20 protein-coding genes are annotated in these 20,351 nt (G+C 38.8%); all 20 read right to left on the bottom strand.

What is annotated here, in order from left to right; genetic code table 11:
* Positions 1–179 precede the first annotated feature (179 nt).
* Positions 180–899, bottom strand: coding sequence for an acetolactate decarboxylase (budA, locus tag ADH51_RS07425; RefSeq protein WP_048675677.1), 720 nt, complete (start codon positions 897–899; stop codon positions 180–182).
* Between the two features lie 15 nt (positions 900–914).
* On the bottom strand, positions 915–2,591 hold the full coding sequence (gene alsS / locus ADH51_RS07420) for an acetolactate synthase AlsS (RefSeq protein ID WP_048675674.1): 1,677 nt from the start codon (positions 2,589–2,591) through the stop codon (positions 915–917).
* 213 nt (positions 2,592–2,804) lie between these two features.
* The gene (locus tag ADH51_RS07415; protein WP_013990531.1) at positions 2,805–3,146 is read right to left on the bottom strand and encodes a hypothetical protein; all 342 of its coding nucleotides are present in this window, start codon (positions 3,144–3,146) and stop codon (positions 2,805–2,807) included.
* A gap of 98 nt (positions 3,147–3,244) precedes the next feature.
* Positions 3,245–4,624, bottom strand: coding sequence for a hypothetical protein (locus ADH51_RS07410; protein ID WP_048675671.1), 1,380 nt, complete (start codon positions 4,622–4,624; stop codon positions 3,245–3,247).
* A gap of 47 nt (positions 4,625–4,671) precedes the next feature.
* A complete protein-coding gene (gene lepA / locus ADH51_RS07405; protein WP_003092624.1) occupies positions 4,672–6,504 on the bottom strand; it encodes a translation elongation factor 4 in 1,833 nt (610 codons plus the stop codon).
* Between the two features lie 120 nt (positions 6,505–6,624).
* Entirely contained in the window at positions 6,625–6,789 is a 165-nt protein-coding gene (locus ADH51_RS10115; RefSeq protein WP_162837455.1) for a hypothetical protein, read from the bottom strand.
* A 100-nt stretch (positions 6,790–6,889) separates the two neighbouring features.
* Positions 6,890–7,654, bottom strand: coding sequence for a (S)-acetoin forming diacetyl reductase (locus tag ADH51_RS07400; protein ID WP_002883902.1), 765 nt, complete (start codon positions 7,652–7,654; stop codon positions 6,890–6,892).
* A 212-nt stretch (positions 7,655–7,866) separates the two neighbouring features.
* Positions 7,867–8,160, bottom strand: coding sequence for a rhodanese-like domain-containing protein (locus ADH51_RS07395; RefSeq protein ID WP_048675668.1), 294 nt, complete (start codon positions 8,158–8,160; stop codon positions 7,867–7,869).
* 1 nt (position 8,161) lies between these two features.
* A complete protein-coding gene (gene ndk, locus ADH51_RS07390) occupies positions 8,162–8,575 on the bottom strand; it encodes a nucleoside-diphosphate kinase (protein ID WP_161800843.1) in 414 nt (137 codons plus the stop codon).
* 114 nt (positions 8,576–8,689) lie between these two features.
* Positions 8,690–10,033, bottom strand: a complete 1,344-nt coding sequence (trmFO, locus tag ADH51_RS07385; protein ID WP_048675661.1) for a methylenetetrahydrofolate--tRNA-(uracil(54)-C(5))-methyltransferase (FADH(2)-oxidizing) TrmFO — start codon at positions 10,031–10,033, stop codon at positions 8,690–8,692.
* Positions 10,034–10,150: 117 nt separating this feature from the next.
* Positions 10,151–11,527, bottom strand: a complete 1,377-nt coding sequence (locus tag ADH51_RS07380) for a HAMP domain-containing sensor histidine kinase (protein WP_152904289.1) — start codon at positions 11,525–11,527, stop codon at positions 10,151–10,153.
* Positions 11,518–12,177 carry a response regulator transcription factor gene (locus ADH51_RS07375; RefSeq protein ID WP_048675659.1) on the bottom strand — a complete coding sequence of 220 codons (660 nt, stop codon included), beginning with the start codon at positions 12,175–12,177 and terminating at the stop codon, positions 11,518–11,520. The genes ADH51_RS07380 and ADH51_RS07375 overlap by 10 nt, the downstream gene beginning before the upstream one ends.
* A gap of 80 nt (positions 12,178–12,257) precedes the next feature.
* The gene (locus ADH51_RS07370; RefSeq protein ID WP_048675656.1) at positions 12,258–12,908 is read right to left on the bottom strand and encodes a nisG; all 651 of its coding nucleotides are present in this window, start codon (positions 12,906–12,908) and stop codon (positions 12,258–12,260) included.
* A complete protein-coding gene (locus ADH51_RS07365; RefSeq protein ID WP_065427695.1) occupies positions 12,895–13,623 on the bottom strand; it encodes a lantibiotic ABC transporter permease in 729 nt (242 codons plus the stop codon). Before ADH51_RS07365 ends, ADH51_RS07370 begins: the two co-directional genes overlap by 14 nt.
* 4 nt (positions 13,624–13,627) lie before the next feature.
* Entirely contained in the window at positions 13,628–14,302 is a 675-nt protein-coding gene (locus tag ADH51_RS07360; RefSeq protein ID WP_048675647.1) for an ATP-binding cassette domain-containing protein, read from the bottom strand.
* Between the two features lie 179 nt (positions 14,303–14,481).
* Positions 14,482–16,626, bottom strand: coding sequence for a type I DNA topoisomerase (gene topA, locus ADH51_RS07355; RefSeq protein WP_014633069.1), 2,145 nt, complete (start codon positions 16,624–16,626; stop codon positions 14,482–14,484).
* 167 nt (positions 16,627–16,793) lie between these two features.
* Complete coding sequence (dprA, locus tag ADH51_RS07350) at positions 16,794–17,633, bottom strand: DNA-processing protein DprA (protein WP_048675643.1); 840 nt, start codon at positions 17,631–17,633, stop codon at positions 16,794–16,796.
* A 66-nt stretch (positions 17,634–17,699) separates the two neighbouring features.
* Positions 17,700–18,620 carry an ROK family protein gene (locus ADH51_RS07345; protein ID WP_048675640.1) on the bottom strand — a complete coding sequence of 307 codons (921 nt, stop codon included), beginning with the start codon at positions 18,618–18,620 and terminating at the stop codon, positions 17,700–17,702.
* A gap of 10 nt (positions 18,621–18,630) precedes the next feature.
* The gene (locus tag ADH51_RS07340) at positions 18,631–19,398 is read right to left on the bottom strand and encodes a ribonuclease HII (protein ID WP_048675637.1); all 768 of its coding nucleotides are present in this window, start codon (positions 19,396–19,398) and stop codon (positions 18,631–18,633) included.
* Positions 19,385–20,239 carry a ribosome biogenesis GTPase YlqF gene (gene ylqF / locus ADH51_RS07335; RefSeq protein WP_048675634.1) on the bottom strand — a complete coding sequence of 285 codons (855 nt, stop codon included), beginning with the start codon at positions 20,237–20,239 and terminating at the stop codon, positions 19,385–19,387. Before ylqF ends, ADH51_RS07340 begins: the two co-directional genes overlap by 14 nt.
* Between the last annotated feature and the right edge of the window lie 112 nt (positions 20,240–20,351).

The following is a 20,351-nucleotide window of genomic DNA, read 5'->3' as shown; positions in this document are numbered from 1 at the left end:
ATAAAACACCATGTCTTTCTTTGAATTTTAGTTCGATATCGACATTTATACCACGAATTGTAACATCTCCAATTACATCTGTCAACTATTTCGATATAGAAGTACCTTAAAAAACAAAAAAACTTCCCTAATCATCTAGGAAAGTTCTAACTATAATCGATTGATATCTTTAAAATATTTTATTCAGCCTTGGTAATATCTTCACGCATCTCATCGACATTGAATTTAGCAAAGAGATACTGACGGTCTTGAACTGGGAAACGTTGATCGAGTTGGTCAACTGGTCCAACTTCGATAATACCATTTTCAATAACAAAGTCCATAACGTGACCACCGAATGTCAAGTCGTCTGAAATAAAATGAAGGTGATAACCAGCAACACTCACACCGTGAAACATTTCTGGCGTCCAAATACCAACGATGGTACCTGAAATATCATCTACCTCGTACTCAGGTTGGCGAGTGGCAACATCAGCAAACTTAATATCCGCATTTGATTTAGGAATCATGCGCACGTGCATGTGTTTAAAATGACCCTTAATTTTGATAGAACGGAAGAGATTAACCCCATCATAGTAAGATTCAATACGATCCTCAAGTTCTTTATCAGTCATTTCATAACGTTGACGGAAGATAACTTCAGCTTGGTGAGGGACGACTGCCGCATAAGGAACCTTTTCATCAGCAGACACTTCTACAACTTCAACCTTGCCTTCTGATCCCTTAGCCTGGTAAGCTTTACCATCTAGAACAATCAATTCCCCATCAATAGAATCTAATGTTCCAAGACCCAAGTCTCCATGCTCCAACAATTCACCAACTGTTAAAGTACCTCCATAAAGCCCAGCCATCAAGGCTCCCAAAGTATTATATTGAAATAATTTTATGGCTTCAGACATGTCTACACCCTCTTTTTAGTAAAATTCATCTGGCAAAATAGTTTCGCCGAGTTTAATATTATCTTTATAGTCGATTGGAACATCAATAAGGACTGGTCCATCTATAGCTTGAGCCAAAGCTTCTTGAAGCAAGCTAGCAAATTCTTCTTTACTTGTTGCACGATAACCTTTCGCTCCAAAGCTCTCAGCATATTTTACAAAATCTACAGGACCAAAGTCAACCCCAGATGAACGACCGTACTTCATTTCTTCTTGGAATTCCACCATATTGTAATGGCCATCATTCCAGATAATATGAACAATTGGCAATTTCAAACGAACTGCCGTTTCCAATTCTTGTGCTGAGAAGAGGAAACCACCGTCACCAGAAACAGAAATGACTTTTGTCTTAGGACGAACCAAAGCTGCAGAAATGGCCCAAGGAAGAGCAACCCCTAAAGTTTGCATCCCATTTGAGAAAAGCAAATGACGTGGTTCATAAGATTTGAAATAGCGAGCCATCCAAATATAGTGACTACCAACGTCAACGGTGACTGTCATATCATCTTTGGTTTGGTCTTGCAAAACTTCAATCAAATCTAGCGGATGTACCTTTCCTTCTTCGGGGCGGCGATCAAACTTAACATCCTCAACAACGTTATTCTTCAACCCTTTAAGGTATTCAACTGATCCTTCAGGTAATTTATAACCTTGAATAGCTGGCAAGAGCAAATCTAAAGTTGCTTCAACATTACCAATCAACTCACGTTCTGGCTGGAAGTAAGTATCCACCTCAGCAGGTTCAACGTCAATGACAATAATACGGGCTGAAATTTCAGCATTCCAGTTACGTGCTTCATACTCGATTGGGTCATACCCAATGGCAATAATCAAGTCAGACTTCTTAAGCAACATGTCCCCCGGTTGGTTACGGAAAAGACCTACACGACCAAAGAAAGTATCTTCTTCAAGGTCTCGTGACACGATACCAGCACCTTGGAAAGTTTCAACAACTGGTAATTTGACATGCTTCAAAATCTGGCGAATAGAGTAAGTTACGGCTTCTGATGAGGCACCATTCCCCAAAAGAAAGACTGGCAACACTGCATTTTTAATGGCTTGTGCGAGATAGTTAATATCAGAAACAGATGCTGAACCAAGTTTTGGATCTGTCATAGGCTTAATAGCCTTAACACTGACCGGAGCATCGGTCACGTCTTGAGGAATTGAAATAAAGCTTGCACCTGGTTTCCCTGACTTAGCGTGACGATAGGCATTTGCTACCGTTTCAGAAAGGGTGTTAGCATCATGTACTTCAGCAGCATACTTGGTAATTGGTTCAAGCATGGCAACATTATTCATTGATTGGTGGGCACGTTTCAAGAGATCTGCACGCTTAACCTGACCACCAATAGCAAGAACAGGGTCTCCTTCATCTGTCGCTGTTACCAAACCAGTAGCCAAATTAGAGACACCTGGACCAGATGTTACCAATACTACACCAGGTTTCCCTGTAATACGTCCAACACCTTGAGCCATAAAAGCAGCATTTTGCTCATGACGGGCAACTATCAATTCAGGTCCCTTATCTTCCAAGGTATCAAAAACTCTATCGATTTTTGCGCCTGGAATCCCAAAGACATAATCAACATCATGGTTGATTAAACTATCAACCACTAAATCTGCACCAAACAATTGCTTTTCTTCTGACATGAACACAGTCCTTCTGGCCCTAAAATGGTAGAGCCAACTTTCCTTTCAAGTATAAGTCACAAAGTGTCAAAGTCTGCTCGTTTTTTCACAAACTTTCATCACTTCACAATTCTGTTATCATTATAGCACAGTTTTCAGACAATCTTGTGAAAAAAAGATTGTGAAATTTTGAACTTCCAGCACAAAAAGAAACACCTGATTGCTATCAGATGTTTATGTATTTTTTACCTTAGCAAACTCTCGATTGAGATAATTTTGCAGGCCTTCAAAAATCTCTAGTAACTGGAGGTAATTAGACAAACTTGAGCGACCAGGAATGTCAACGACATCCAAAGAAATGCGTTCCAAGTCCTTTTCGTAAAGAATACGGAAGGACACCACTGCTTGATCAGAAAAATAATTCTCCCCTGCCATAATGTAGCACTCATAGATGATGCCAACAGGATTCGCAACCTTCAACTCAATACGAACTGCGCCTAATCCCAAGGCCTCCACTTGCTGAAAACGCTCCAGAATAGCCTGTCGCTGACTAGGAATAAAACTCGTGATATCCATAGTGGCCCTCCCAACATTCCTTTTTGTCTATTATAGCCTAAAGATGAGAAAAATGCTTGTGTAGGGTTTGTAGAAGCCACATAGACATTCAAGAATACTTAGTCGCCACCTTTGTAGTCTCTAAAGTCTGACTTAATACTGGAATCATAATCATGTTTGTCCACCCAATCCTTTATATCAGCAAAAGAATGGATATCTTTCTTAATACCAGCACTGTCCTCCACGGAAACCACAATCGCATTTTCACCATTTGTCCCTAACCAATGTAAAATATCATTTGTTTGTTCTTCAGGAGAAAAATAGATTTGTGATTGTGTTTCGTACTCTCTATCTCTATAAGTCTCATATTGAGCTAATTGCTTTTTATAGGCATTATATTCCCTATCGTAATCCTTTTGAACTTTTTGACGTGCTTTTTCGTAAGCTCGATAGTCTTTCTGATAGTCTTGTTGAGCCTTTTTGTTAAGAATCTCACTGAAACTTAAAGTTTTAACAGGAAAAATCGAATCAGGAAAAACATTTAATTCTGGAACTTTCTTTGGTTCACTTGGTTCATCAGGACCTTTCCTTTTCACTGGCTCAGTTGGACCAGCTGGAAAATCTCCCTCCTTGCCTTGACGGGTCAATACTTTAAATTTCTTTATTGTATTACTATTTGTTGTTGTCTGATTTACAGCTTCTTGGTAAATATGCTTGACTTCAGGATTGTCGTTAAATAGATTAATCTGACTCTCCTCTTTGGCAGTGTCCACATTATCAATTTCTATGATAAGGTTTAGCTGAGCAGATAAATAGCTGTCCTTTGGGGCTGGTGATTTCCTTAAAAGCTCATCCAAGTTTCCTTCTCTCTTTAAATACCCCCACATGGTGCTATCATTCATCTGATTACGAGCAGAGCTTTTATCACCAAAATAAAGCAATTCATCCTCACTATAAGAATAATCTGGTAAATTGCTAGTTAAAAATTGGTTCGTATCCAAATTGTAAGCGAATTGCTTGTCGCTTCGAGTATTCCTCAAGAAAACATAATCATAACCATCAATCGTTCTTAAAGACACAGCCAATTCTTTGATTTCCTTAAAATCTTTGACTTTCTTCAAATATGGAGTCAGATTAATAATTTTCTTTTTAAAATCTTTGTTAATATCATAAACTACCAAATGAGCTTGATGGAGACTACTCATGGTATCGTAATAGCGAACAAAATGGTTTCTACCAATCAACTCAGTAGCTACGTTATCTTCAGAATTATAGTAAGTGGGTTCTTCCTGACTAATAGCAACATACTGATGGCGACTACCAAAAATCTCATTGTCAGTTACCTTATCCGCTTTTAGAGCAATCTGTAATTCTTCTACAGCTTTTTCATGAAATTTATGTTTGACATAAGCATTTCCTAAAAAGAAAAGTGTGAGTAAAGTCGCAGTATAAATCCTTCCACGCTTCGAGAAGGGAAATCTTAAAATCTTCTTTATCATAACTTTTTTACAAAAATAGCCAGAACATCACATTCTGACTATTACTTTTATTTCTCATCTTCGTCCATTGAAAGCACTGACAAGAAGGCTTCTTGTGGGACTTCAACCGAACCGATGGCTTTCATACGTTTCTTACCGGCTTTTTGTTTTTCGAGGAGTTTACGTTTACGTGAAACGTCACCACCGTAACACTTAGCCAAGACGTTTTTACGAAGGGCTTTGATATCTGTACGGGCAACGATTTTTTGACCGATAGCCGCTTGGATTGGCACTTCGAATTGTTGACGTGGAATGATTTTCTTAAGTTTATCAACGATAAGTTTTCCACGCTCGTAGGCAAATTCCTTGTGAACAATGAAGCTAAGGGCATCGACCTTGTCACCATTAAGGAGAATATCCATTTTCACCAATTGTGAACGGCGGTATTCTGACAATTCATAGTCAAAGCTTGCATAACCACGTGTTGATGATTTCAATTTATCAAAGAAATCAAAGACGATTTCGGCAAGTGGAATCTGATAGATAACATTAACACGATTATCATCGATATATTCCATGGTTTCAAAATCACCACGTTTACGTTGTGCCAACTCCATAACCGCACCAACATATTCTTGAGGAACCATGATTTGAGCTTTAACATAAGGCTCTTCGATAGCATCAATGCGTGTAGGATCTGGGAATTCAGATGGGTTAGACACTTCAAGCATCTCACCGTCAGTAGTATTAACATGGTAAACTACCGATGGTGCTGTCATGATGAGGTCAATGTTAAACTCACGTTCCAAGCGCTCTTGGATAACATCCATATGAAGAAGACCCAAGAAACCACAACGGAAACCAAAACCAAGGGCTTGAGACGTTTCAGGCTCAAATTGAAGACTGGCATCGTTCAACTGGAGTTTTTCAAGGGCTTCACGCAAGTCGTTATATTTATTTGACTCAATTGGGTAAAGACCTGCAAACACCATTGGGTTCATTTGCTTATAGCCATGGAGTGGCTCTGCAGCTGGATTATCCGCAAGAGTTACGGTATCACCGACACGAGTATCCGCAACGGTCTTAATTGAGGCTGCGATATAACCAACATCACCTGTCGCAAGGTAGTCACGGCCTACGGCTTTAGGTGTGAAGATACCAACCTCAGTAACATCAAAGGTCTTGCCATTGGACATCATTTGAATCTTATCGCCTGGTTTAACCATTCCGTTAACCACACGCACTTGGAGGATAACCCCACGGTAAGCATCGTAAACAGAGTCAAAGATAAGGGCTTGAAGAGGAGCTTCAACATCCCCTTGAGGTGCAGGCACTTTCTCAACGATTTGTTCGAGAATCTCTTCGATACCAATACCGGCCTTAGCTGATGCAAGCACAGCTTCAGAAGCATCTAGTCCGATAACATCTTCAACCTCTGTACGCACACGTTCAGGATCTGCAGCTGGAAGGTCGATTTTATTGATAACTGGTAAGATTTCCAAGTCATTATCTAGGGCCAAGTAAACATTGGCAAGTGTTTGGGCTTCAATCCCTTGAGCTGCATCCACCACCAAGATGGCACCCTCACAGGCAGCAAGAGAACGTGACACCTCATAAGTAAAGTCCACGTGTCCTGGTGTGTCGATTAGGTGGAAAATATATGTTTCGCCATCTTTAGCTGTATAGTTAAGCTCAATGGCATTTAGTTTAATAGTGATTCCACGTTCACGCTCAAGGTCCATGCTATCAAGGAGTTGCGCCTGCATCTCACGACTTGACACTGTTTCAGTCTTTTCCAAGATGCGGTCAGCAAGCGTTGATTTACCGTGGTCAATATGAGCAATAATAGAGAAGTTACGAATCTTCTCCTGTCGTTGTTTTAATTCTTCAATATTTGGCATTTTTATCTTTCCTAGTTCTTACTTGTGATTATAAAAAAACTAATCGTTACCTTCTATTATACAAAAAAGACAGGCTTTTGCCTATCTCTAATATCTGCTTTCTGACTGCATTAGTCCTTCCTATTTCTTAAAAGTATCATTGTAGTGCTTATTAATAATTGCTGAGCGCTTGTTTTCTGTTGAACTACTTGAAAATGGCGCTAACCCACAGGCTAGTACAACAACTCCTAATAGAATAAGGCAATAAAATGGATGCTCAACAATATAGTGTAAAATATCTGACATAGGAAGACTCCTCTTAAATCATAATCATTACGATTATATTATCAGAAATATTATGTTATATCAAGCAAAAAAAGAGAGCTTCTCGCTCTCCCTTTCAATCTTAATGGAATTGCATACCACCATCAACGATGATTGTTTGACCTGTGATGTAGTTTGAGTCAGGTCCAGCAAGGAAGCTAACTGCTGCTGCTACGTCTTCAGGTTCAGACAAACGTTTGAGGGTAATATCTTTAGCAAAAGTTTGCATACCCCATTCATCATCTTTACCAGCATTTTTACCAACTTCGTGGGCAATGTCAAACATCATTGGAGTCTTAACGATACCTGGTGCATAAGCATTGACAGTGATGCCTGAATCAGCCAAATCACGCGCCAAAGTTTGAGTGATACCACGCACAGCAAATTTAGTACCACCATATACAGTCAAGTTAGGGTTACCAACGACACCAGCTTGAGATGTTGCATTGATAATTTTACCACCATGACCGAGTGCTTTAAATTGTGCTTGTGCAGCTTGAGCACCCCAGATAACACCACCGACATTGATGTTAAATGTACGTTGGAACTGTTCTTCAGTAATTGTATCAAGAGGTGTTGTTGGAGCCACACCAGCATTATTAACAACAACATTCAAATCGCCAAAGTGATCAACAACTTTTTGGAAAGCAGCTGCTACTTCAGCTTGTTTAGATACATCAGCTACAACTGCAAATGCTTTATCTGCTGACAATTCAGCAACCGCTTTTTCTGCAGTTTCAGCGTTGTAGTCCAATACTCCGACTTTAAAACCATCTTCAACCAAACGTTTTGCAATCGCAAAACCAATACCTTGACCTGCACCTGTAACAATAGCAACTTTTGACATACGAAATCCTCCTCTACCAATTGAGTAACAGGCTTAATTACAAGCCCTATCTCAATTGGAATACGCTAAGTTAGTCAAGTTCTGGCAAAGTCATTTTTCATAGGCTTTGTCTTAACTCAATTAAAATTCTACCTCTTTATGAAAACGTTGTCAAGTAATTATCAAACTTTTCTGAAAACAAATAAGACCACCTTGAGGTGACCTTATTTCTATTACTCTTCAAATTCAAAACCTAATGCTTCCATATCGTCCAAGCCACCTAGATTAGTCACCTTAGTATAGCCTCTCTCTTTAAGGACTGATGCAGCAAATTCTGCACGAGGGCCCATTTTACAATAGAGGTAAATGGAAGCATCTTTTTCAGCTGGAATGTCAGCAGAGAAAAACTGGGTGTGAGGTATTAAGAGGGCATCCTTAACATGTCCTTCTGCATACTCTTCTGGACTCCTGACATCAATTAACAGTCCACCCTTGGTTAAATCTGACTGAATTTGTGCTAAATCCATCCTACTCACCAAACCAAATCTTAATTTCTCGAGCCGCAGATTCTTCTGAATCAGAGCCATGAACGATATTTGGAATCATGCCACCATCTGGTGCGGTTGCAAAGTCTCCACGAATCGTTCCAGGAGCAGCATCGCCTGGATTGGTTGCTCCCATCATATCACGCCATGACTTGATAACACCTGGACCAGAAATAATACCAATCACTGATAGACCACTCATCATGAATTCTGTAATGCTAGGGAAAAAAGGTTTATCAACCAATTGAGCATAATGTTCTTTAAGACGGTCTTCGTCAAGTGTCAACATTTCCATTCGTTCAATAATGAAGCCACGACGTTCAATACGATCAATCACTTGTCCCATCAAGTGTCGTTTTACAGCATCTGGTTTAATAATAAAAAATGTTTTTTGCATGTTCCCAACCTTCATTGTTTTCTTTTCATTTTACCATAGGAAGTATCATTTTGCAGACCAAAACCTTATTCTGAAAAATCCCTTACCGAATTCGGTAAGGGATTTTGATATTGTCTAAGCTTGAATAAAAGGTTGTAAATCTTCAAGAGCTCGCTCAGCAATTTTTTCGTAACGCTCTTTCTTGTCACGAATACGTGGCCCTTCCAACTCTTTGATAATACCAAAGTTAACATTCATTGGTTGGAAATGTTTGCTTTCAGCATGCGTCACATAATATGGGAGACTTCCAATAGCTGTTGTATGAGGGAAGATAACTTCATCTTCACCTTTAAAGAGACGGGCTGCATTGATTCCTGCAACTAAACCTGAGGCAGCTGATTCAACATAACCTTCAACACCAGTCATTTGTCCCGCAAAGAACAAATTAGGGTTTGATTTTGATTGGAAAGTCTGCTTAAGCAAGTTTGGCGAATCCATGTACGAGTTGCGGTGCATAACCCCATAACGCACAAATCCAGCATTTTCAAGACCTGGAATCATTTGAAAGACACGCTTTTGCTCGCCCCATTTGAGGTGGGTTTGGAAACCAACAATATTATAGAGACTACCAGCCGCATTATCCTGACGAAGCTGAACAACTGCATAAGGTGTCTTGAAATCGCCGTCACGTGGCCCTTTGTAATCCTCAGGATACTCCAAACCAACAGGTTTCATAGGGCCATAGAGCATTGTCTTGATACCACGTTTAGCCATGACCTCGATAGGCATACACCCTTCGAAATATTTTTCTTTTTCAAAGGAATTCAAAGGAGCTTCTTCAGCTGTTGTCAAGGCCTCGTGGAAGGCCATGAACTCTTCCTTGGTCATTGGACAGTTTAGATAAGCTGCTTCACCCTTGTCATAGCGTGACTTAAGGTAAACCTTGTTCATGTCGATAGTCGCTTTATCAACGATTGGTGCAGCGGCATCATAGAAATAGAAGCCATCTCCACCGTTAAGTTCATGGATTTTTTCAGCTAAAGCATCCGAAGTCAATGGACCTGAAGCAATAACTGTAATGGCATCATCAGGAATTTCTGTGATTTCTTCACGGATAACTTCAATTAATGGATGATTTTCAATTTCAGCTGTCACTGCTTCTGCATAACCTTCACGGTCAACTGCCATGGCACCACCAGCTGGCACACGGTGAGCTTCTCCATTGCGCATAATGATAGAGTCCAAGCGACGCATTTCTTCCTTAAGAAGCCCTACAGCATTGGTCAAGCTATCTCCACGGAAAGAGTTAGAGCAAACCAATTCTGCAAAATTTGTTGTCTTATGCTGTGGTGTTGCTTTAACCCCACGCATTTCATAAAGTTTTACTGGAATACCACGTTTGGCAATCTGATAAGCCGCCTCGGATCCGGCCAAACCAGCTCCAATCACGTTAATATAATCTGCTTTTGATTGAGACATGACACTAATACCTCTTCGAGAACAAGATGAAATCCTGTCCCCACAAATCTTTCTTCATTTTTACTCTTAGTAGTATAGCAAAAAACTCCTCATCTGGCGACTAGGAGTCATCTGTATTTAAAGGGGTAAAATGATAGTCACTTTAGCACCGCCCGTACCATTGTCATTTGAAAGAGAAAGACTAGCATGATGTAAGCGAATAACATCATTAGCAATAGTCAGACCAAGTCCACTGTGATTACGGCTCTGTCTACTTTTATCCTCTTGATAAAAGAGCTGAGTGGCCTTTTCAAGTGATTCAAGGGAAAATCCAGGACCAGAATCAAGGCAGATAAACTTGAATTCATCATCTTCTACCCTAGCAGTTAAGAGCAACTGACTGCCACTTGGCGTATGCTCTACCGCATTCGAAATGATATTCATAAAAGCTCGATTCAACAAGGACCTGTCCCAATTGCCTATGGTTTCTTTCTCAATTTCCTTCTTGTCAAATACCAAATTAATTTGTTTCGTTTGTGCTAATGACAAGGTTTGATCGTAAATGTCTTCAACAAATTCCTTAACTGGAACTTCTTCAAGCGTCAAGGTTTTCTTCAAACTCGCTTTGTTGAGTTCAGACAACTCTTTCACATAAGCATCAACATGTGCAATCCCTTTTTGAAAATGCTCTAACAAATCCGTCTGTTCTGCATCTAAGGACGTCATAGCTAAGAGTTCTGCATTCCCACGAGCAACTGTTAGGGGTGTCTTTAAATCATGTGTCAGAGCAGAAATCTGATTTTGTTTATCTTGCTCTGCCTTCCAATTTTCCATCAAAGACTCACGAAGTGCTACTCGCATATGATCCAAACCACTTAAAACCTGGTTAAACTCAGTAATTTTAGATTTGGACGTTTGAAAATCCAAGTCTTGCTCTGCTATTTTCTTTGTTGCCTTCAATATTGGTCTCAACTCTCGACTCAATTTACTAGCATAGTAAAAAGTTAAAGTAATAAATATGAGTAGGATAGACACCATCATTGAGCCAATCATCAATAGATCAGCATTAGGCAAATGCTGGTTCAACCACTCATTACGATATCTAGGTGATAACTGATAGTTGACAATGACTATGCCATCTGACCGTTCAAAAGACTGAAAATAGCCATAATTGCCACTGTGAGCATTCTTGAATTGGTAATCTAGCAAGGATTCTTCTTGCAAGTTAACTGGCATGTTAGACTTTTTAAGTTTTAAATCTCTAGTCAAGAAGACATAGCTTGTACCATCAGGCAAGACATTTGGATTAAAGACCTTAGAAGTTTCAATTTCATTCCTGACGGCAGACAAATCACTTTCTACCTGATTTGCTGGAAACACAACACCAAAACGATAAGACAAGCTGAACAAAGACAAAATAAGCAGGCTACTGATTGCTGATAGAACTGTAAGACTGACGACATAAGATATCAAGATTGTTCTTAGAGAGTGTTCTCTTTTTTTAATTAGTGCCACTTGTAACCAATCCCCCAGACTGTTTCAATAGGATTTTGCCCAACATCTTTGAGCTTTGCACGGATATTTTTGATATGTTCGGCCACTGCTGTCGGACTCCCTTTATCCTCATAGCCGTACAAATGCGTGTAGATTTGTTCTTTGGAAAAGACTTGGCCTTTATTTTCAGCCAGAAACTGACAAATACCATATTCTGACTTAGTCAAATCTAACAACTGATTCTCAACATAAAGCTCCTGAGCAGACAAATCAAACTGAATATTTCCAATTAATAGCTTATGGTGGCGCTCACGATGTTCACGTCTCAAGTGTGCAGCCACACGCGCTTGAAGTTCTTTAACCCCAAATGGCTTGCAAATATAATCATCAGCACCATAAGTCAAGCCTTGAACAATATCAGCCTCTTGCGTTTTGGCTGTAATAAAGAGTATAGGACAATCCACCTGATCACGAATCTCATGACAAAACTGGAGACCATCAACATCAGGCATCATGATATCCAGTAAAATCAAGTCAAACCGTGGCAACGAGTTCTTATCTAAATCCAAAACACTTGTAAGGCCCGTCACCTTATGATTTTGGAGCTCTAAAGCCTTAACAGCCAATTGAACAATATCTTCCTGATCATTAACAACAAGTATCTGAGCCATAACCTTTCCTTTCGTACAAAGTTACCCTTATCATATCATCTATAGAAGAGAACTGACAAGGCGTAGAGTAGATAAATCTATTAATAAGATTTTGAATTTATTGGCAAAAAACAAATAAATAACAAAGTCACCCCAACAATCCATAAAGGTAGGGAATTGAGTTGGCTCCAATCATTAAGGATAAGGCTATTGATAGGTAAAGCAATAGGAAGCCAGTGAATAGACAAGAAAATTTTATTACTAGCAAAAATAATAAAAATAATTTCAACCATAGAGATAATAATATTACTAACACTGTTCAGACTCACTTGTATAAAGTAGTGAAAATGATTAAGAAAGACTATTAACATCCAACTTGATAGACTTACTACAAATCCATTCACACTATTCATAAGAAGGAGGTTTATGATAAGCCAACTAAATAAAGAAGGTAGGCTAAGGGTTAGGTCTACTATCAAAAGTTTAGCCAACCATAAACGTCTTTGCTTAGGGTAACTCGATATTTCTTGATAATAATTAGCGTATTTTTCTTGTTCAATCCCTAAAATTGACAAAAATGATGTCAATAGCGGATAGCATAAAAAAGATAATATGGCTAAATTAGTTAGAGAAAAACCATTAGGAACGAAGCTCACATACATTGGAATTGTAATAATCTCTAAGACAGCAAAACTGAGAATAAGATAAAGACCGAAAGTATTCTTTAATTTAAGTAACTCACTCCTTAGCATTTAATTGTCTCCTTTGCAGTGAAAAAGATAAAAGCAATGTCACTACTATTGATAGCATCATCGTAAGTAACACCTGAAAAATGCTAGTATGATTCGTATTTACAATAATATCCCCCGATGGTTTAAGATTTAATAAAAATTGAGCTATTTTATAGTGATAAGTATAGGGGAAAACGAACCAAAGTGGACTCTGAGCAATAAAGGGTGCTATTAAAAGACAAACCAATGTATTAAGAGCTAATAGGATGAATTGACTCATGTATTTAGACATTAGGTAAAGTAAAGGAATGTTCCATAAAGTTGTCATCCAAATTAAGATTAAGGAAATAGCTGTTTTAGGAATATTTATTGGAATAAAACCTGTGTAAATAAATGCAACGAGACTGAGGAACGCAAGTAAGAATAAACTAGAAATCAATGTCCTCATTCCTATAAGCACCATTTTCATCAAGCTAATTTTCCAAGTGAAATATCCATTTGTAACATTTTGAAAATGCCCAGCCTGGTCTTCTAAACGTCTATCAACTATAAACAAAAGACCATTTACAAGATATAAAAAGATAGCTTCCCACCAATAAACCGAGAAAGGAACAAAAATCTGTAACCCTCCCATTAAAAAGGCTATAAGAACGGTTAAAAATGGTATGATGATTAAGAATTTAGTCGTTCCTAAATGCCGTAATTTCAGCAATTCCGAATAGAATATCTTTTGCATATCACTAACCCCCATGAACAATTTTAAAGAAGAGTCTCTCAAGACTATCTACATTTTTGTTTTCACCATCATATTGAATTTTACCTTTGTCGAGAATAAGAATATGATCAGCAACCTTACTAATTTCTAAAAGTTGATGACTGGAAACCAGAATTGTCATCCCTTTTGCTTTCAAGGAACGAATAAGGTTTAGCAATTCATTTATACCATCAGGATCAAGGCCATTAGTAGGTTCATCTAGAATTAAAAATTGGGGATCAGTTAAAATAGCCATTCCAATCCCAAGTCGTTGCTTCATACCTAATGAAAATTTACCGGCTTTTTTCTTTCCAGTGTTTGAAAGACCAATTATTTCTAAGGTTTCAAAAATTTTGGAATCAGGAATATCATATAACAACGCTTTTGTTTTTAGATTATCGAAAGCCGAAAGGTTGTGATAAATTGCAGGTGCTTCGATTAATGCACCTAATAAATGTTTGTTTTTGGATGATCCAACAAATCGAATTTCTCCACTACTTTTTTGGACTAAACCAAAAAGAATTTTCATCAGAGTTGACTTACCAGCACCATTTACTCCTAATAGACCAGAAACTGTTCCAGATTCAATTGTAAATGTGATGTTGTCTAAAATAGTCTTATCTTTGTAGGCTTTTGAAAGTTGTTTAACAGTTATTTGCATTGGTACACCTCTTTTAGAATACGTGTGTTTTCAATATAAGCTTATGTCTTACTAATATCAGAAAAACACTTACTCTCCTTTCTTTCATCCTCAGTATAAAAAACAAATTTAAGGAAAGTATCAGTTTTTCTGATAAAATACAAAAAACTATCCCAAGACTTAACTTGAGATAGCTTTCTTTATTTAACAATAGATTCTTTGTAGTCACACTCTTCGTTACTACAGATAACTTGCTTGCCGCCACCACGAACTTTCTTCTCAACGAGATAATCTCCTGATTTAGGACAGTTACGTCCAACAGGAATATCCCACGATGTAAATTCACAGTCAGGATAGCGATCACAGCCATAAAAGACACGATTTCGTTTTGTCTTACGTTCGATGACCTGACCTTTACCACAAGTTGGACAAGTAACGCCAATTTCTTTGGTAATGGCTTTAGTATTGTGACAGTCTGGGAAGTTACTACATGCGTAGAACTTACCGTATCGACCAAGTTTGATGACCATTGGGTGACCACAGAGGTCACAATCAAAACCAGCTGGCTCATCCTTGATTTGGATTTTTTCAATACCTTCTTCAGCTTTTTCCAATTCTTTTTGGAATGGTTTGAAGAATTCATCAATAACCTTCTGCCACTGTTCCTTACCGATTTCGACTTTATCGAGTTTTCCTTCCATCTCGGCAGTGAATTTAACATCCACGATGTCTGGGAAGAATTCGACGATTAAGCTATTAACGATTTCACCAAGTTCTGTTGGTTCAAAACGTTTAGCTACTAATTTGACATAGTAACGACGTTGAATAACATCAAGTGTAGGTGCATAAGTTGACGGACGACCAACACCATTTTCTTCCAGCGTCTTAATCAGAGTCGCTTCAGAATAGCGGGCTGGTGGTTGCGTGAAGTGTTGTTCAGGCGTTGTCACAACCTTCTTAACCGTATCACCTTCTGCCATATCAGGAAGCATTTTATTCTTATCAGAGTCGTTGTAAACGGCCATATAACCATCGAACTTGATTTGGCTACCATTTGCAGTGAAAATGACTCCGTTCTGAGACAAGGTCACTTTCATCGTATCAAATACAGCAGCTGTCATTTGACTCGCCACAAAACGATTCCAGATAAGAGTATAAAGCTTGAGCTGATCCTTATCCAAATACTTAGCAATGCTTTCTGGTGTTTGGAAAACATTTGACGGACGAATAGCCTCATGGGCATCTTGTGCTCCCGAACTATTTTTCACCTTACTGCCGTGTTTTGAATACTTAGAACCAAAGCGTTCCGTAATAAATTCAGCAGCCTGGTTTTGAGCAACTGGACTGATACGTGTTGAGTCCGTACGCATATAGGTAATCAAACCTTGAGCGCCTGAACCAAGATTAATCCCTTCATACAACTGTTGGGCAACCATCATGGTCTTACGTGTACGGAAGTTAATCTTATTGGCAGCATCCTGTTGGAGAGATGATGTAGTATATGGCAATGGCGCATTACGACGGCGTTCTTTTTTCTCTACTTTATCTACGTTAAAGTCATCACTTGTGATACGAGAGAGAACGGCTTGAACATCGTCATTATTGTTGAGCTTAAGCTTTTTACCATCCAAACCATAGAAGCTAGCCTGAAACTTCTTAGCACCCTTCTTAAAAGCACCATCAATAGTCCAGTATTCTTCTGGTTTAAAGGCCTTAATTTCATTTTCACGGTCAATAATAAGCTTAAGCGCTACTGATTGTACACGACCTGCCGAAAGACCTTTCTTAACCTTCTTCCATAGAAGCGGTGAAATAGAGTAACCCACAATACGGTCTAAGACACGACGAGCTTGCTGGGCATCTACCAAGTCCATGTCAATGGCGCGTGGCTCTACAAAGGCATTTTTTACTGCGTCTTTAGTAATTTCGTTAAAAACAACACGATTCTTATCATCTGGCTCTAATCCAAGAATATGTGACAAATGCCATGAAATGGCTTCCCCTTCACGGTCCGGGTCACTTGCGAGAAAGACTTGCTTGGCTTTTTTAGCTTCTTTCTTCAATTCATTGATAAGAGGTCCCTTACCTCGAATATTAATGTACTGAGGTTCGTAGTTGTTTTCAAAATCAATAGACATACTTGATTTTTTCAAATCACGGATATGCCCAACAGAGGCTACAACTTTATAGTTGCGGCCAAGATACTTCTCAATCGTTTTCGCTTTAGCAGGAGACTCCACGATGACCAAATTTTTCTTTGGTGTCGCTCTCTTTTTAGTCGCCTTTTTGGCTGTCGTTTTCTTTGTTGTTTTAGTTTTCGTTTTTGTTGTCGTTGCTGTCGCCATAGACTATTTCCTTATATTGTTATAAACTGGCTGCGCCACTAATTTGTCTAAATTCTAGTCACAAGACATTAAAAAATGAAACATCTTGGACCGAGCAACTAACATGATACCGTCCTTTTCTTTAACTGTCAATAAAAAACTTTATCTCTATAGGAGAACTTTGATTTTCAAGAAAACTCTGAAAGGATGTCAAACCCTGTCGTGATGCACTTTGCACCCTCTTGAATCAAGTGATGGCATCCGTCTGATTTTCCATCTAAAATATTTCCTGGAATAGCAAAAACATCTCTACCTTCTTCCATGGCACGCTCACAAGTAATCAGACTTCCAGACCGAAGCTTAGCTTCTACAACCATAACTCCTTGACACAATCCAGAAATAATCCGGTTGCGTTCAGGAAAGTGGTACTTAAGCGGCTGCTCACCCGGTCCATATTCAGTAAGAACTAAATGATTTTTGGCCATATAGTCCTGCAAGGCTTTATTTTCTTTAGGATAATAAACATCAAGTCCAGTCCCGATAACTGCAATGGTGTTCCCCCTATTTTTCAAGGCCTCCATATGCGCACAAGTATCAATCCCACGCGCCAATCCACTCACAATAGTAAAGTGATTCCCAAGTTCACTAACAATTTTTCGAACAGACTGTTTGCCTGTTTCGGAGCACTTTCTTGCCCCAACAACAGCTAGCTTTGGTTTACTTAGCAAATCAATATTCCCTTGATAAAAGAGGAGGACAGGTGGATTATAGCTATGCTTCAGCTCAATGGGATACTTCTTATCAAAAATTGATAAGGTCGGAAAACGTTGAAAATCTTCCTTAAGCTGCTTAATATCTAAATTCTTGTATTTTTCCATAAAGAGAACTGCATTTTTAGACTTAGATACCACTGCCATATCACGTAAACTTAACTTTCTTTCTTGAGTCTTTTGATAGTCCGAAATATTTAAAATATTCAAATTCGTCAACCCAGCGGCTTTTAGTTTAAAAAGTTCAAAATTATTCATATAGATACCTCCTTTTCATTATTCGTAACAGAAAAGAAAAAAGCTCCATTATGGAACTTTCCGTGATTATAAATCATTTTCAGAGGCAAAATAAGACGCCGCTCCTAGTAGGTTACTGTCGTTATGGAAATGACAAGCTTGAATTGTTATCGGCTCAAAACCTAATTCTGGCTTTTCATTAAATAACTCTTCATAAGCATTAACAATACCTTCTATCAAAGCATTTTGGCTGCTGATGCCTCCACCGATAACAACTCCATCCAACTTGAATAAACTCTGCAAATTAAGAATCAGAACAGCAATTTCATGACAATAGTCCTTAAATAGACGTTTTAGTTGTTCAGAGTGATTTTCATCTAAAGCCGAGAAAACTACTAAACTATCATCCTGTTCTAAACCAAGTATTTGACTAGCTTCATGAACGAAACCTACCGCAGAACCTTTATTATCGACAAGACTAATCAGTGCTTGCTTAAACAAGGTCCACTGGAAAGGGAGAGTCGTTTGACTCTTGCTTTGGGGACTTGGAGAACGCAAATATCGGGTAACCGACAGAGGAGTTAACAAATCTCCCTGTGAGACAATGCCTAAGCCAACTCCGGTACCTAAAACCAAGGCAGCACCACAATCCAAATCCTGTAAGCTACCATATCTTGCTTCAGCCAAAGCAGCCGCATCAGCATCATTGATAACCTTTACAGGCAGTTGAAATGTTTTGGACAAGCGTGTCCCAAGAGGAATGGCTGTCAAATAAGGAATAAGACCACCCTTGAAAACAAAACCTCGTTTACTATTAATTTCGCCCGGGCATGCAATGGCAATACCAGAAATACCATTCTTAAATGATGAAATAATACTCTCTAAAGTTATCCAGAAATTATCTAGGGACGATGGTGTCGGCACTTTAGATTGGTTGCTAATTCTAAAATCATCATCAACTAACCCAAACTTGATAAAGGTCCCTCCAATATCAATAGCTAAAATCACGCCACTTCACCTACTTTTTAATGATTGACTTTATTGGTTCGAAACTTCTTCTATGAATTGGTGTAACACCAAATTTATCTATGCCAGACAGATGATTTTTGGTGCCATAGCCTGCATTTTGGTCAAAGGCGTAGCCAGGGAACTCCTGATCATAATCAGCCATCATCTTATCACGGGTTACCTTTGCTACGATAGAAGCTGCCGCAATTGATAAAGAATTAGCATCCCCTTTTATGATTGATGTTTGTCCTATTGGTAGGTCCAAGCTCATGGCATCAATTAACAAATGTTCTGGTTTGGAACTCAGTTTTTCAATAGCTTCAGCCATAGCAAGCTTGGTTGCTTCATAAATATTGACATCGTCAATCACATGATTGTCCTTTATACCAATTCCAACAGCTACCGCTTCCTTCATCACCTGCTTATAAATAGCTTCATGTTTTGATTTTGGTATTTTTTTACTGTCATTGAGACCTTTTATTTTGCAAAGCTTTGGTAAAATCACCGCTGCAGCTACCACTGGCCCAGCCAAAGGGCCACGTCCAACTTCATCAACACCTGCAATGAGTTCAACTCCCTGAGCATAAAGCGATTTTTCATAACTGAGCATCATCTCTAAGCGTTCTTCCTCAGCAATCTCAGCTTGTATAGCTTTACGGCGTTGCTTAATGGCAGTCTGTACACCAGCTCGACTATCTTCCTCAAAACTTGCCCATCGGTGATCGTCAAGGTCTGTCAAAATGGCCAATTGCTCTTTGACTTCTTTAATTGTCGCCATCAGTATCGACCCCAACAATATCAAGTGTGTAACGTCCTAGTTTTCCATCACGAACTTCTTTGACAAATAGATTATAGAAACGGTCATAATCTTCACGGAAGCCAAGTTTTCGAGTCATTTCCATAATGATTTCTGGTGCCTCTTCTTCAAGGTCAATCCCTTTAAAGCGTTCCTCTAAACGTTCAGGATAGTAAGTTTTAAAATAGTTAAGTCCAAAAATTGTAACTTCATCCATTGGCAAGAGCTGGTCCTTGATGGCACCGGTCAAAGCAAGTTTCAAACCGACCAATTCATCTTCAAACTTAGGCCACAAAATCCCCGGAGTATCCAGAATTTCCAAGTCCTTATTTGACTTCAACCACTGTTGACCTTTTGTCACACCAGGTTTATTTCCTACAACGGCAATTTTTTTACCAGCCAAACGATTCATCAAGGTAGATTTCCCAGCATTTGGAATCCCAATAACCATGGTTCGCAAGGTCTCTTTCTGGATACCGCGTTCACGTAGTCGTTGAATCTTGTCAGCCATAAGACTCTTAGCAGCGTCTGTCACCAATTTAACTGTAGATTGTTCCTTGGAGTTGATGGCCAAGGTTTTAATTCCTTGACTCTCAAAATAGCTACGCCACTCTTTTGTACGATTACTATCAGCAAGGTCAGCCTTATTGAGAATTAAAAGCTTTGGTTTATCGCCAACAATTTTAGTCAGCATGGGATTTTGACTTGACAGTGGCAAACGTGCATCCACTAAAATTGTTACAAAATCCACATGCTTAAGATTTTCCTGAACTTGTCGACGGGCTTTGGACATGTGACCAGGGAACCATTGAATAGTAGCCATGTTTATCTCTCCTCTTTATTTTCTTAGTAAAATATGATTTAAACTCTTTAAAAAAAGCCAAAGACTTGGCTTTACTTTACTTTACTTATATTATATCAGATTTAGTTTAAGA

It is taken from the genome of Streptococcus sp. 449_SSPC (genome assembly GCF_001073005.1).
In the GTDB taxonomy this organism is placed as follows: domain Bacteria; phylum Bacillota; class Bacilli; order Lactobacillales; family Streptococcaceae; genus Streptococcus; species Streptococcus salivarius_F.
This window is presented reverse-complemented; position numbering and strand designations above follow the sequence as displayed.